11 protein-coding genes are annotated in these 11823 nt (G+C 61.3%); 3 read left to right on the top strand and 8 right to left on the bottom strand.

Annotation, left to right across the window (positions count from 1 at the left end; genetic code table 11):
- Positions 1-160: 160 nt before the first annotated feature.
- Both BM321_RS22685 and BM321_RS22680 read right to left on the bottom strand, forming a co-directional pair.
- Positions 161-847, bottom strand: a complete 687-nt coding sequence (locus tag BM321_RS22685; protein WP_092444878.1) for an SDR family oxidoreductase — start codon at positions 845-847, stop codon at positions 161-163.
- A 25-nt stretch (positions 848-872) separates the two neighbouring features.
- Positions 873-1223: a MerR family transcriptional regulator gene (locus tag BM321_RS22680; protein WP_053118143.1), complete on the bottom strand. Its 351-nt coding sequence runs from the start codon at positions 1221-1223 to the stop codon at positions 873-875.
- Positions 1224-1303: 80 nt separating this feature from the next.
- On the opposite strand from BM321_RS22680, the gene BM321_RS22675 reads away from it, so the two are divergent.
- Complete coding sequence (locus tag BM321_RS22675; protein WP_092444876.1) at positions 1304-1732, top strand: hypothetical protein; 429 nt, start codon at positions 1304-1306, stop codon at positions 1730-1732.
- A gap of 76 nt (positions 1733-1808) precedes the next feature.
- On the opposite strand, the gene BM321_RS22670 is transcribed toward BM321_RS22675, so the two are convergent.
- From BM321_RS22670 to BM321_RS22645, 6 genes are all read right to left on the bottom strand, one after another.
- The gene (locus BM321_RS22670) at positions 1809-2735 is read right to left on the bottom strand and encodes an ABC transporter permease (protein WP_092444874.1); all 927 of its coding nucleotides are present in this window, start codon (positions 2733-2735) and stop codon (positions 1809-1811) included.
- Entirely contained in the window at positions 2735-3841 is a 1107-nt protein-coding gene (locus BM321_RS22665; protein ID WP_092444872.1) for an ABC transporter permease, read from the bottom strand. Before BM321_RS22665 ends, BM321_RS22670 begins: the two co-directional genes overlap by 1 nt.
- Before the next feature lie 11 nt (positions 3842-3852).
- Entirely contained in the window at positions 3853-5406 is a 1554-nt protein-coding gene (locus tag BM321_RS22660; protein WP_092331166.1) for an ABC transporter ATP-binding protein, read from the bottom strand.
- A gap of 535 nt (positions 5407-5941) precedes the next feature.
- Positions 5942-6523 (bottom strand): IMPACT family protein, encoded by a 582-nt coding sequence (locus tag BM321_RS22655; protein ID WP_092444870.1) that lies wholly within the window; start codon positions 6521-6523, stop codon positions 5942-5944.
- A 7-nt stretch (positions 6524-6530) separates the two neighbouring features.
- Positions 6531-7181 (bottom strand): TetR/AcrR family transcriptional regulator, encoded by a 651-nt coding sequence (locus BM321_RS22650; RefSeq protein ID WP_060739307.1) that lies wholly within the window; start codon positions 7179-7181, stop codon positions 6531-6533.
- A 115-nt stretch (positions 7182-7296) separates the two neighbouring features.
- Complete coding sequence (locus BM321_RS22645) at positions 7297-8217, bottom strand: LysR family transcriptional regulator (RefSeq protein WP_092331171.1); 921 nt, start codon at positions 8215-8217, stop codon at positions 7297-7299.
- Between the two features lie 123 nt (positions 8218-8340).
- On the opposite strand from BM321_RS22645, the gene BM321_RS22640 reads away from it, so the two are divergent.
- Complete coding sequence (locus BM321_RS22640; RefSeq protein WP_092444868.1) at positions 8341-9690, top strand: omega-aminotransferase AptA; 1350 nt, start codon at positions 8341-8343, stop codon at positions 9688-9690.
- Between the two features lie 71 nt (positions 9691-9761).
- Complete coding sequence (locus BM321_RS22635) at positions 9762-11255, top strand: CoA-acylating methylmalonate-semialdehyde dehydrogenase (protein WP_072410360.1); 1494 nt, start codon at positions 9762-9764, stop codon at positions 11253-11255.
- The last annotated feature ends 568 nt before the right edge of the window (positions 11256-11823 follow it).

The following is an 11823-nucleotide window of genomic DNA, read 5'->3' as shown; positions in this document are numbered from 1 at the left end:
GAGGGTGGAGTTTACTCAGGTTGCCGGGCGCAGATCCAGTGTCAGGCCGAGAACCCTGTGGGAGCGAGCTTGCTCGCGATAGCGGTAGATCAGTCGACATCCCTGTTGGATGTGAGGCCGTCATCGCGAGCAAGCTCGCTCCCACAAAGGAAAGGTGGGGTTACCAGGGAATCGTTTCGCCCTTGTAGCTGACGAAGTGATGCCCACCCTTGCCGGCGAAGGCATTGACCTGGTCGATCAGCCCGCGGGTGCTGGTCTCGACATCGATGTCCGCGCCTTCACCGCCCATGTCCGTCTTCACCCAGCCCGGGTGCAGCGACAGCACGGTCAATGCCTGCTCGCCCAGTTGGCTGACGAAGCTGTTGGTCATGGAATTGAGCGCCGCCTTGCTGGCCTTGTACAGCGCCAGTTCCGGCGCGTCGGGCATGGTCACGCTGCCCAGCACCGAGCTCATGAACGCCAGCACGCCGCTGCCGTCGCGAATCTGGCTGACGAAGCGCTGGGCCAGGTTGATCGGCGCCACGGCGTTGGTGAAGAACAACTGGCCGACTTCCGCCAGCGTCGCGCCGCCTGGGTTCTGGTTGTCCGGGCCTTTGACACCGGCATTGACGAACAGCAGGTCGAAGGTCTCGCCCTTGAGCTGCTGGCTCAGGGCGATGACGGCTTGCTGGTCATCCATGTCGAGTTTTTCAATGCGTACCGGGCCTAGCGCCTTCAAAGCTTCTGCGTTCTGCGGGTTGCGCACGGTGGCGGTCACGTTCCAGCCATCGCTGAGCAGCGTCTTCACCAGACCGAGGCCCAGGCCCCGGGAGGCGCCGATGATCAATGCGTGTCTAGCCGAAGTCATGAGGGGCATCCTTGAAAGAAAGAGGTTACGGGTTTAATGGACAACGTTGCCCGAGCCGTTGTTTCAGCTCGTGACGCAACGCGTCGAGTTCGGTCATGCGGGTTTCGATCAGGTTCAATTTGTCTTGCAGCAATTGCGTCACCGCGCAGTCGGGGTCGGGGGCGTTCCACAGGGCGGCGACGCTGGCGCCGATCTCGCCCAGGGTAAAGCCCAGGCGCTGGGCGGTCTTGATGTAGAGCACTAGCTGGACCACGTCGGCGGGGTAGTCGCGATAGCCATTGGCACTGCGCGTTGCCGCGATCAGGCCCCGCTGTTCATAGAAACGCAGGGTGTCTCGACTGACGGCGCAGGCTTGGGCTAATTCACCGATACGCATGGACAATTCCGGAGGGCTTGACCTTGGAGCATACCCCAGGCTTTAGCCTTTTCGCTCCCCAATTATCTGGAGCAACGTGTATGTGGACTTCGATGCAATATCGCCAGGTGGTGCGCGGCAGCGCCTGGTACGACCTTATCGTGTCGGCCGTGCTGGCCACGCCGTGGAGCTTTGCGGCGTTGCATGGTGTGTTGATGAGCCTGTCTCAGCTCTTTGACCTGCCAGGAGAGTTGCCGCCGTTTGCGCCGGCGCATCTGCTGATGGTGAATTTGCTGGGCTCGATTGTCTGCGTGTGGGCGGTGCTGCGGATTCGTGATCCGCAACTGCTGTACGGACGGTATGACGCGGTGGGGCGGTTTCTGTTTGCGGCCTGGCAGCTGTATGCGCTGCTTCATGGGGCCAGTGCGGTGTTGTGGGTTTTCCTGTTTTTGGAGGTGGTGTGGGGGTTGGTTCAGGTGTTGCCTGTTCGGGCCTCATCGCGAGCAAGCTCGCTCCCACAGGGGGCCTGAGTCAAACCTGAACTCAGTGTTCACCTGGTCTAGTGTGGGAGCGAGCTTGCTCGCGATAGGTGCGCCGCGGTCTATCTCAATGCCCCGCCTGCCAAGGCTGCCCCAGTGACACCGGCGCATACAACCGGGTGCGTACGGCATCCCGGGACAGCAGCACCAGCACTATGATGGTCGCGGCGTAGGGCAGCATCGCCAGAAGACTCGATGGAATCGCCAGCCCCAAGCCCTGGGCCACCAGGTGCAGGATGCTGGCGAGGCCGAACAGGTAGGCACCCAGCAGCAGGCGCCACACCCGCCAACTGGCGAACACCACCAGGGCCAGGGCGATCCAGCCACGGCCGGCGCTCATGTTCTCGGCCCACATCGGCGTGTAGGCCAACGACAGATAGGCGCCGGCCAACCCGGCCATGGCGCCGCCAAACAGTACCGCCAGGGTCCGCACCCGCAACACCGGCAGGCCCATGGCGCTGGCGGCGTCGGGGTTCTCGCCGACGGCCTGGATGATCAATCCGGTGCGGCTTTTCATCAACACCCACGCCACCAGGGCAAACAGCGCGAAGGACAGGTAAACCAGCAAGTCCTGGGCAAACAGCATCCGCCCGATCAAGGGGATGTCACTCAGGTAGGGAATGGCCAGCGGCTCGAATCCCGCCAGCGGTTTGCCGACCCAGGCCGCGCCGACAAAACTCGACAGGCCCACCCCGAAAATCGTCAGCGCCAGCCCGGTGGCCACCTGATTGGCGTTGAACACCAGTGCCACTAGCGCGAACAATGCCGACAACAGCATCCCGGCGGCCATCGCCAGCAGCACGCCGAGCCAGAGGTTGCCACTGTTGAACGCGACGATAAAACCGATCACCGCCCCGAACAACATCATGCCTTCCTGGCCCAGGTTGAGGACGCCGCTTTTTTCGCAGACCAATTCACCCAGGGCCACCAGCAGCAGTGGCGTGCCGCAGCGCACCATGGCGTAGAAAATATTGCTCAACAGGTCGATATCCATCACAGGGCTCCTGCCTGTACCGCAGTGGTTCGGGCGCGCCGGGTCCAGCGCAGGTTCAAGCGTGGCCGGTACAGGATCAATACGTCGCAGGCCAGCAGGAAAAACAGCATCATCCCCTGGAACAACTGGGTGATCGCCTGGGGCAGGTTCAACGACATCTGCGCGCTTTCGCCGCCGATGTACAGCAACGCCATCAACAGGCTGGCAAACAGAATGCCGATGGGATTGAGCCGCCCCAGGAATGCCACGGTAATCGCCGCATAGCCGTAGCCCGGCGACACCTGCGGCACCAGTTGGCCGATCGGCCCGGTCACTTCGCAGACGCCGGCCAGCCCGGCCAGCGCACCGCTGATCAACAGCGCCAGCCACACCAGCGGCTTCTGGCGAAAGCCGGCGAAACCGGCGGCGCGGGCGTCGAGGCCCAGCACCTTGATCTGAAAACCGACGAAGCTTTTCTGCAGCAAGACCCACACCGCCACCAACGCCAGCAGGGCGAAGTACAGTCCGGCATGGACGCGGCCATCCTCCAGCAGCAATGGCAGGCGACTGGCCTCGCCGAACATCGCCGACTCCGGGAAGTTGAAACCCGCCGGGTCTTTCAACGGCCCGTGAACGCAAAACAGCAGCAGGTTCAAGGCGATGTAATTGAGCATGATGCTGGTCAGGATTTCGTTGGCATTGAAACGCGTGCGCAGCCACGCCGTGAGTCCGGCCCAAGCCGCCCCTGCCAGGGTGCCGGTCAGCAGGATCAGCACCAATGCCCAGCGGCTTTGCATGCCGATGATGTTCACCGCCAAGGCACTGCCGGCCAGGGCGCCCAGCAGCAGTTGGCCTTCGGCGCCGATGTTCCAGATCCGCGCCTGATAGGCCACTGCCAGACCGAGGGCGCAGAGCAGGATCGGCAAGGTCTTGACCAGCCACTCGGACACGCCGTACAGGTCGCTGATCGGGGCGATCAACAAGGTGTACAGCGTTTGCAACGGGTCATGTCCCAGGGTGATGAACAGCAGCGAACCGCAGCCCAGGGTCAACACGGCGGCCAGCAGCGGCGAGCACCAGAGCATCAGGCGCGATTGCTGGCCGCGGGGTTCGAGAGAAAGCAGCATGTGGAACTCCGTTATACCGGCGCGGGGGCAGGGGGTTGAGGGGCGTCGAACTGGCCGGCCATCCAGCCGCCGACGTCGCTGAGTCGGGTCTCGCCCGTGGGGCGCAAGGCTGACAGGCGCCCGCCGCACAAGGCGCCGAGGCGGTCGCTGATCTGGAACAGTTCGTCGAGGTCTTCGGAGATCACCAGAATGGCCGCGCCCGCATCGCGCAGGGCGATCAGGGCACGATGGATGGTCGCCGCCGCCCCGACGTCCACGCCCCAGGTCGGGTGCGCGGCCACCAGCAGTTTTGGCTGTTGGAGAATTTCCCGGCCAAGAATGAATTTCTGCAAGTTGCCCCCCGAAAGGCTGCGTGCCGGGGTTCGGGTGTCAGGTGTCTTCACGCCGAAGCGACGGATGATTTCCTCGGCCAGGTGTTCGACCTGCCGACGTCGAATCAGCCCATGGCTGACCAGGCCCTGTTGGAACGCGCTGAGCAAGGCGTTATCCGCCAGGCTCAATTGCGGCACGGCGCCGTGGCCCAGGCGTTCGGCGGGGACAAATGCCAGGCCGAGCCGACGACGGGCATCGGGGCGCAGATGCGCGACGGGTTGACCGGCGAATCGGATCGTTTCGCCTTGCTGGCGGGGAAGCTGCGTTTCTCCGCTGAGCAACGCCAGCCATTCGTCCTGGCCGTTGCCCGCCACCCCGGCGATGCCGACGATTTCGCCGCTGCAGACCTCAAGGTCAATGTCCCTCAACGAGCAGCCGAACGGGTCCGGGTTGTGCCAGGACAGCTGGTTGATTTGCAGGAAGGCTTTGTCTGCGCTGACCTTGGGGTAGTCCGTGATCAGTCCGGCCGCTTCGCCGACCATCAGTTGTGCCAGTTCCCGGTCCGAGCAGTGCGCCGGGGTGCAGTGCCCCGAAACCCGCCCGCCCCGCAGCACCGTGGCGCTGTGGCACAAGGCTCGCACCTCTCCGAGCTTGTGGCTGATAAACAAAATACTGCAGCCCTCGCTCGCCAGGCGGCGCAGGGTCACGAACAGCTCTTCGGCTTCCACGGGCGTGAGCACCGAGGTCGGCTCATCAAGAATCAACAGCCGAATGTCCTGCATCAGGCAGCGAATGATCTCCACCCGCTGGCGCTCGCCGATCGACAGGCTGTGAACCAGCCGCTGCGGTTCCAGCGCCATGCCGTAGCGCCGGGACACTTCGCGAATCCGGGGTTCCAGCTGTGCTGGCGAACCGGCTGTCGCGCCCATTGCCAGGGCAATGTTCTGCGCAACGGTGAGGGTCTCGAACAGCGAGAAATGCTGGAACACCATGCCGATGCCCAGGCTGCGAGCCTGGGCCGGGTTACGCAGGTTGACGCGCTGGCCTTGCCAGATCACTTCACCTGAATCGGCAGGGGTGACGCCGTAGATAATCTTCATCAGGGTGCTTTTGCCCGCACCGTTTTCGCCGAGCAGGGCGTGGATTTCGCCGGGCTGGATGCTCAGGTCGATGGCGTCGTTGGCCAGGCAACCGGGGTAGCGTTTACTGATCTTGCGCAGTTGCAGGCGCGCGATGGAGTCGGGGTTGGACATGACAGGCTCGGGCCGATGGACAGGAATGCCTGTGGATAAAGCAATTTCCTGGCCATAAGGTCAGGAAATTGCCTTGGCCCCGCCGCCAAGGCCCTCTGCGTATGGCCTGGATACCTGTAACAGGAAAATTCTGCACCGGGTTGGAGCGCGCACGTTTTATGCAGGCATTGGTTTGCTCTGAAATGGGTGGTTAAAAATTGAACAAGCGACCGCGAGCCGTGATCTTCTTGGGGCGGGAGGAGCCATGAACGGGTTATCCACAGGTTGCTCCACAGTTATTGTGCGCAAGCTGCAGACTCGGGCATAAGCACTGCGAGGCTTTCTTCTAAAGGTGATAAACCCCTGCAAGCATTTGTTTTGCAGATGGATTTGTCGATTGGGCAGGACTTTGGACGAAAAATGAGCAACCCTCTGAAACCCGCATGACAGAAGGGTTACAGAGGAATGTGCTCAGGTTATCCACAGTCGGGTGCACAGTGGATGTGGGCAAGTTGAACGATTGCGCGATGCCCTGAAAGGTTGCAAGCCTGCGAACTCAACGCTCCAGCAGGATCCGTCCACGGCTCAGGCCGGCCAGTTGCGCTTGCAAGGTTTCGATGTGAGCTTCACCCACGGCCAATTCCAGGTCTACGCCATTGGCCGTGAAGCGTTCTTCGTTCACCAGCCCGCTGCACTCGGCGACGCGCAATTTCACCAGGGGCAGTTCGGCGAACCCGCAGCTACAGTGCAGCGGCACACGGCTGATCAGTTCGATTTTTTCGGCGTTTTGCAGGCATTTGTTCGCACCGCCGCCGTAAGCCCGGGCGAGCCCACCCGTGCCCAGTTGAATCCCGCCGTACCAGCGAATCACCAGCACCACGACTTGATCGCAGGCCTGGGCTTCGATCGCCGCCAGGATCGGCCGCCCGGCGGTGCCACCTGGTTCGCCATCGTCGTTGCTGCGGTATTGGTCGCCGAGTTTCCAGGCCCAGCAATTGTGCGTGGCATCCAGGTCGCTGTGCTGCTCGATGAACGCTTGGGCATCGGCGGGGCTTGTGATGGGCGCGGCGAAGGTGATGAAGCGGCTTTTGCGAATTTCTTCGCGGTACTCGCAAAAACCGGCAAGGGTAAAGGGCATGGCGATCTTAAAGGGTGGGTGTCAGGCCGCAGCCCTTGAGAATGATGCGGATCAGGTTGTCACCCGCGTCGATCATGTCTTGCTTGGTCAACTTGCTGCGACCGGTCACGCGACAGATCTGGGTGGCGAAGTCGGCGTAATGCTGGGTGCTGCCCCACAACAGGAAAATAAGGTGCACCGGATCGATCGGGTCCATCTTGCCGGCGTCGATCCAGGCCTGGAACACGGCCGCACGACCATTGAACCAGGCGCGATAATCCTGGTTGAAATATTCGGTCAGGCATTCGCCACCGCTGATCACTTCCATGGCAAACAACCGCGATGCCTGGGGCTGGCGACGAGAGAACTCCATTTTGGCGCGGATATAGCGGGTCAAGGCTTCGGCTGGATCATCCTCGGCGGTGAGGGTATTGAAGGTGCTGTCCCACAATTCGATGATGTTGCTCAGCACCGCCACGTACAAGCCGAGTTTATTGGTGAAGTAATAATGCAGGTTCGCCTTGGGCAGCCCAGCCTTGAGGGCGATGGCATTCATGCTGGTACCTTTGAACCCGTGGCGAGCGAATTCATCTTCGGCAGCCTTGAGGATCGTCTCTTCGTTCTTTTGACGAATGCGACTGGTGGGCTTGCCACTGTGGGCTGGGACTTCAAAGGTCATGGGCGTTTCCGGGCTGGGTCTGTGGGCAAGCAAGTGCGTTGATAGCGCACCGGCATCAATCCGACAAGTGCCATCACACTAAAAGCCGGCTAAACATCTGTGGGAGCTGAGGCGATCAGCGGGTGGCCGCCAGGCTCTCGAGGAAACTCTCCAGCACCAGATGAGGCCGGCGACCCTTGCGCGTAACCGACGCCAGGCTCAGGTCATAGAACCGTGCCGCGGGCTTCAAGGCCCGCAACCGACCTTGCTGGACCCAGAGGTTGGCGTAGTGATCAGGCAGGTAACCGATGTAGCGCCCGGTGAGAATCAGGAACGCCATGCCTTCGCGGTCCGATGCACTGGCGGTGCAATTGAGCGCCTGGTAGTGGGCCTGGATCTCGGCCGGCAGGCGGAAGGTCGGTGCGATGGCGTCCTGGCTATTGAGGCGAGCGTCTTCAAGCTGTTGGTCATCGACATAAAACAGCGGATGCCCGACCGCGCAGTACAGCAGCGACCGCTCACTGTACAGCGGTTGATATTCCAGCCCTGACAGGGCACTGGCCTGGGGGACCACGCCGACATGCAAGCGCCCGTCGAGCACGCCTTGCTCGACTTCGTTGGGTGCGATCATGCGGATCTGGATCTGTACATCGGGCCCGCGCTCTTTCAATTGCGCCAGGGCGTGGGTGATGCGCATGTGGGGCAGGGTGACCAGGTTGTCGGTCAGGCCGATGGTCAACTCACCGCGCAAGTGCTGGTGCAGGCCGTTGACCTCGGTGCGAAAACTTTCCAGTGCGCTTAATAACTGCAACGCCGACTGATACACCTCGCGGCCTTCCTCGGTCAGGGAAAACCCCGCGCGCCCGCGTTGGCATAGACGCAAACCGAGGCGTTGTTCGAGATCGCTCATCTGCTGGCTGATGGCCGAGCGGCCGATGCCAAGCACGGTTTCCGCGGCGGAAAACCCACCACATTCCACGACGCTGCGGAAAATACGCAGCAGGCGAATATCAAAGTCGCTGACCTGGGGCAGTGGATCGGGACGACGCGCGCTCATAGTTTAGTGATCCGCCGACTAAAGGTTACAAAAGTTGCATTTCATCGACTTTATCGCCGTGGCAACTTAGCTGCAAGAACGCTTTCGATTCCCTGTCGCTTATGACCTGCGAGGTTTTTGTCGATGAACATGCCCGAACACGCTGCCGGTTCCCTGGCCAGCCAGCTCAAGCTCGATGCCCACTGGATGCCTTACACCGCCAACCGTAATTTCCAGCGCGATCCGCGCCTGATCGTCGCCGCCGAAGGCAGCTGGTTGGTGGATGACAAGGGGCGCAAGGTGTACGACTCGCTGTCGGGGCTGTGGACATGCGGCGCCGGGCACACCCGCAAGGAAATCCAGGAAGCGGTCGCCAAGCAACTGGGCACCCTCGATTACTCGCCGGGGTTCCAGTACGGTCATCCGCTGTCGTTCCAGTTGGCGGAAAAAATCACCAGCCTGACCCCGGGCAATCTCAATCACGTGTTCTTCACCGATTCCGGCTCCGAGTGTGCCGATACCGCGGTGAAGATGGTCCGCGCCTACTGGCGGCTCAAGGGCCAGGCGACCAAGAGCAAGATGATCGGCCGTGCCCGTGGTTATCACGGGGTGAACATCGCCGGTACCAGCCTCGGCGGCGTCAGTGGCAACCGCAAGTTGTTCGGCCAGGCGATGATGGACGTCGATCACTTGCCCCACACCTTGCTGGCCAGCAACGCCTATTCCCGTGGCATGCCGAAAGAAGGTGGCATCGCCTTGGCCGATGAGCTGCTGAAGCTGATCGAACTGCACGATGCGTCCAACATTGCCGCAGTGTTCGTCGAACCGATGGCTGGCTCGGCCGGCGTGCTGGTGCCGCCTGAGGGGTACCTCAAGCGTCTGCGGGAAATCTGCGACCAGCACAGCATTCTCTTGGTGTTCGACGAAGTGATCACTGGTTTCGGTCGCACCGGTTCGATGTTCGGTGCCGACAGCTTTGGCGTGACGCCGGACCTGATGTGCATCGCCAAGCAAGTCACCAATGGCGCGATCCCCATGGGCGCGGTGATCGCCAGCAGCGAGATCTACCAGACGTTCATGAACCAGCCGACGCCTGAGTACGCGGTGGAATTCCCCCACGGCTACACCTACTCGGCGCACCCGGTGGCTTGCGCGGCGGGTCTGGCGGCGCTGGACCTGCTGCAAAAGGAAAACCTGGTGCAGAGCGTGGCCGAGATCGCCCCGCATTTCGAGAATGCACTGCACGGTTTGAAGGGCGCGAAGAACGTCATCGACATTCGTAACTATGGCCTGGCCGGCGCGATCCAGATCGCCGGGCGCGATGGCGATGCGATCGTGCGTCCGTTCGAGGCCGGCATGGCGTTGTGGAAAGCCGGGTTCTATGTGCGCTTCGGCGGCGACACCTTGCAGTTCGGGCCGACGTTCAACAGTAAGCCGCAGGACCTGGATCGCCTGTTCGACGCCGTCGGTGAAGTGCTGAACAAGCTCGACTGATGCGTCCTTCTCTATAGCTTTCGATAACGGGCGCCGGTCAACGGCGCCTGTGGATAATTCCGGAGTCCCCCATGAGCCTCATCCCGCATTTGATCAATGGCGAACTGCTGAGCGACAGCGCTCGCACCGCCGATGTGTTCAATCCGTCCACTGGCCAGGCCATCCATAAGGTGCCGTTGGCTGATCGCGCGACCATCCAGCAGGCTATCGACGCTGCCAAGGCGGCTTTCCCGGCCTGGCGCAATACGCCGGCGGCCAAGCGTGCGCAGGTCATGTTCCGTTTCAAGCAATTGCTGGAGCAAAACGAGGCGCGTATCGCCCAGTTGATCAGCGAAGAGCACGGCAAGACCCTGGAAGATGCAGCCGGCGAACTCAAGCGCGGCATCGAAAACGTCGAGTTTGCCTGTGCAGCGCCAGAAATCCTGAAAGGCGAATACAGCCGTAACGTAGGACCGAACATCGACGCCTGGTCAGACTTTCAGCCCTTGGGCGTGGTGGCGGGCATCACGCCGTTCAACTTCCCGGCGATGGTTCCGCTGTGGATGTATCCGCTGGCGATCGTCTGCGGTAACTGCTTCATTCTCAAACCGTCCGAGCGCGACCCGAGTTCGACGTTGCTGATCGCCCAATTGCTGTTGGAAGCCGGGTTGCCCAAGGGCGTCTTGAGCGTGGTCCATGGCGACAAGGCCGCGGTGGATGCGCTGATCGAAGCGCCGGAAGTGAAGGCGCTGAGTTTTGTCGGTTCGACGCCGATTGCCGAATACATCTATGCCGAGGGCACTCGACGTGGCAAACGCGTCCAGGCACTGGGTGGGGCGAAGAACCATGCGGTGCTGATGCCGGATGCCGACCTGGACAATGCCGTCAGCGCGCTGATGGGTGCGGCGTACGGTTCGTGCGGCGAGCGTTGCATGGCGATTTCGGTGGCAGTGTGTGTCGGCGACCAAGTGGCGGATGCACTGGTGGCCAAGCTGGTGCCGCAGATCAAGGCGCTGAAGATCGGCGCCGGCACGTCTTGCGGGTTGGACATGGGGCCGTTGGTGACCGGTCAGCACCGGGACAAGGTCAGTGGCTATATAGAAGAGGGTGTGGCGGCGGGTGCTTCGCTGATTGTCGATGGTCGCGGCTTGAGTGTGGCTGGGCACGAGGAGGGCTTCTTCCTCGGTGGCTGCCTGTTCGATCGTGTGACCCCCGAGATGCGCATCTATAAGGAAGAGATCTTTGGGCCGGTGCTGTGCATCGTCCGGGTCAACAGCCTGGAAGAGGCGATGCAACTGATCAATGATCACGAGTATGGCAATGGCACCTGCATCTTCACTCGCGATGGCGAGGCGGCGCGGTTGTTCTGCGACGAGATCGAGGTCGGCATGGTGGGCGTCAACGTTCCATTGCCGGTGCCTGTGGCCTATCACAGCTTTGGCGGTTGGAAGCGTTCGCTGTTCGGCGACCTGCACGCCTATGGCCCGGACGGCGTGCGTTTCTATACCCGGCGCAAGGCGATCACCCAGCGCTGGCCGCAGCGTGCCAGCCATGAGGCTTCACAGTTCGCGTTCCCCAGCTTGTAATCGGTCAGAGAAGAGGCCGGCGCCGTCAGGCGCCGGCCTCTATGTTTGTGGGGCTTTTTGATCGATGTGACAGAATTATGAAGAAAGCTGTTGACGGCAGGTTCTGGACGTCTATAATTCGCCCCACTTCCGGCGCAGTCGAAACGGAAAAATCCTTGAGATTCAACGAGTTAAGTAGGTTTCGAAGGTGCGGGGCTTCAGTTCATCGAAGCCCGGAAGGAGCAGATAGAGCGGTGTTGTTTGGCTCTATATGCGGTTCGATCTTCTCGGTCGAAAGCGGTGAAAAAGAGGTGTTGACAGCAGCGAGTAACGCTGTAGAATTCGCCTCCCGCTAACGAGAGATCGGAAGCGCAAGTGGTTGAAGTTGTTGAGGTTTCCGAGGCGAAACTTTGAAGATTTCTGAAAATAACCGCTTGACAGATGCACGGGGCGCTGTAGAATGCGCGCCTCGGTTGAGACGAAAGGCTCAGCCAACCGCTCTTTAACAACTGAATCAAGCAATTCGTGTGGGTGCTTGTGGAGTCAGACTGCTAGTCAACAGATTATCAGCATCACAAGTTACTCCGCG

The sequence above is a fragment of the Pseudomonas sp. NFIX10 genome (assembly GCF_900111955.1).
Classification (GTDB): domain Bacteria; phylum Pseudomonadota; class Gammaproteobacteria; order Pseudomonadales; family Pseudomonadaceae; genus Aquipseudomonas; species Aquipseudomonas fluorescens_AA.
Note: the sequence above shows the minus strand (reverse complement) of the source record. Positions and strands in the feature narration are given on the sequence as shown.

What these genes read in the sequence shown, in the direction of transcription:
- BM321_RS22685 (WP_092444878.1), bottom strand. Translation starts at nt 847, where the DNA reads ATGACTTCGGCTAGACACGCATTGATCATCGGCGCCTCCCGGGGCCTG.
- BM321_RS22680 (WP_053118143.1), bottom strand. Translation starts at nt 1,223, where the DNA reads ATGCGTATCGGTGAATTAGCCCAAGCCTGCGCCGTCAGTCGAGACACC.
- BM321_RS22675 (WP_092444876.1), top strand. Translation starts at nt 1,304, where the DNA reads ATGTGGACTTCGATGCAATATCGCCAGGTGGTGCGCGGCAGCGCCTGG.
- BM321_RS22670 (WP_092444874.1), bottom strand. Translation starts at nt 2,735, where the DNA reads ATGGATATCGACCTGTTGAGCAATATTTTCTACGCCATGGTGCGCTGC.
- BM321_RS22665 (WP_092444872.1), bottom strand. Translation starts at nt 3,841, where the DNA reads ATGCTGCTTTCTCTCGAACCCCGCGGCCAGCAATCGCGCCTGATGCTC.
- BM321_RS22660 (WP_092331166.1), bottom strand. Translation starts at nt 5,406, where the DNA reads ATGTCCAACCCCGACTCCATCGCGCGCCTGCAACTGCGCAAGATCAGT.
- BM321_RS22655 (WP_092444870.1), bottom strand. Translation starts at nt 6,523, where the DNA reads ATGCCCTTTACCCTTGCCGGTTTTTGCGAGTACCGCGAAGAAATTCGC.
- BM321_RS22650 (WP_060739307.1), bottom strand. Translation starts at nt 7,181, where the DNA reads ATGACCTTTGAAGTCCCAGCCCACAGTGGCAAGCCCACCAGTCGCATT.
- BM321_RS22645 (WP_092331171.1), bottom strand. Translation starts at nt 8,217, where the DNA reads ATGAGCGCGCGTCGTCCCGATCCACTGCCCCAGGTCAGCGACTTTGAT.
- BM321_RS22640 (WP_092444868.1), top strand. Translation starts at nt 8,341, where the DNA reads ATGAACATGCCCGAACACGCTGCCGGTTCCCTGGCCAGCCAGCTCAAG.
- BM321_RS22635 (WP_072410360.1), top strand. Translation starts at nt 9,762, where the DNA reads ATGAGCCTCATCCCGCATTTGATCAATGGCGAACTGCTGAGCGACAGC.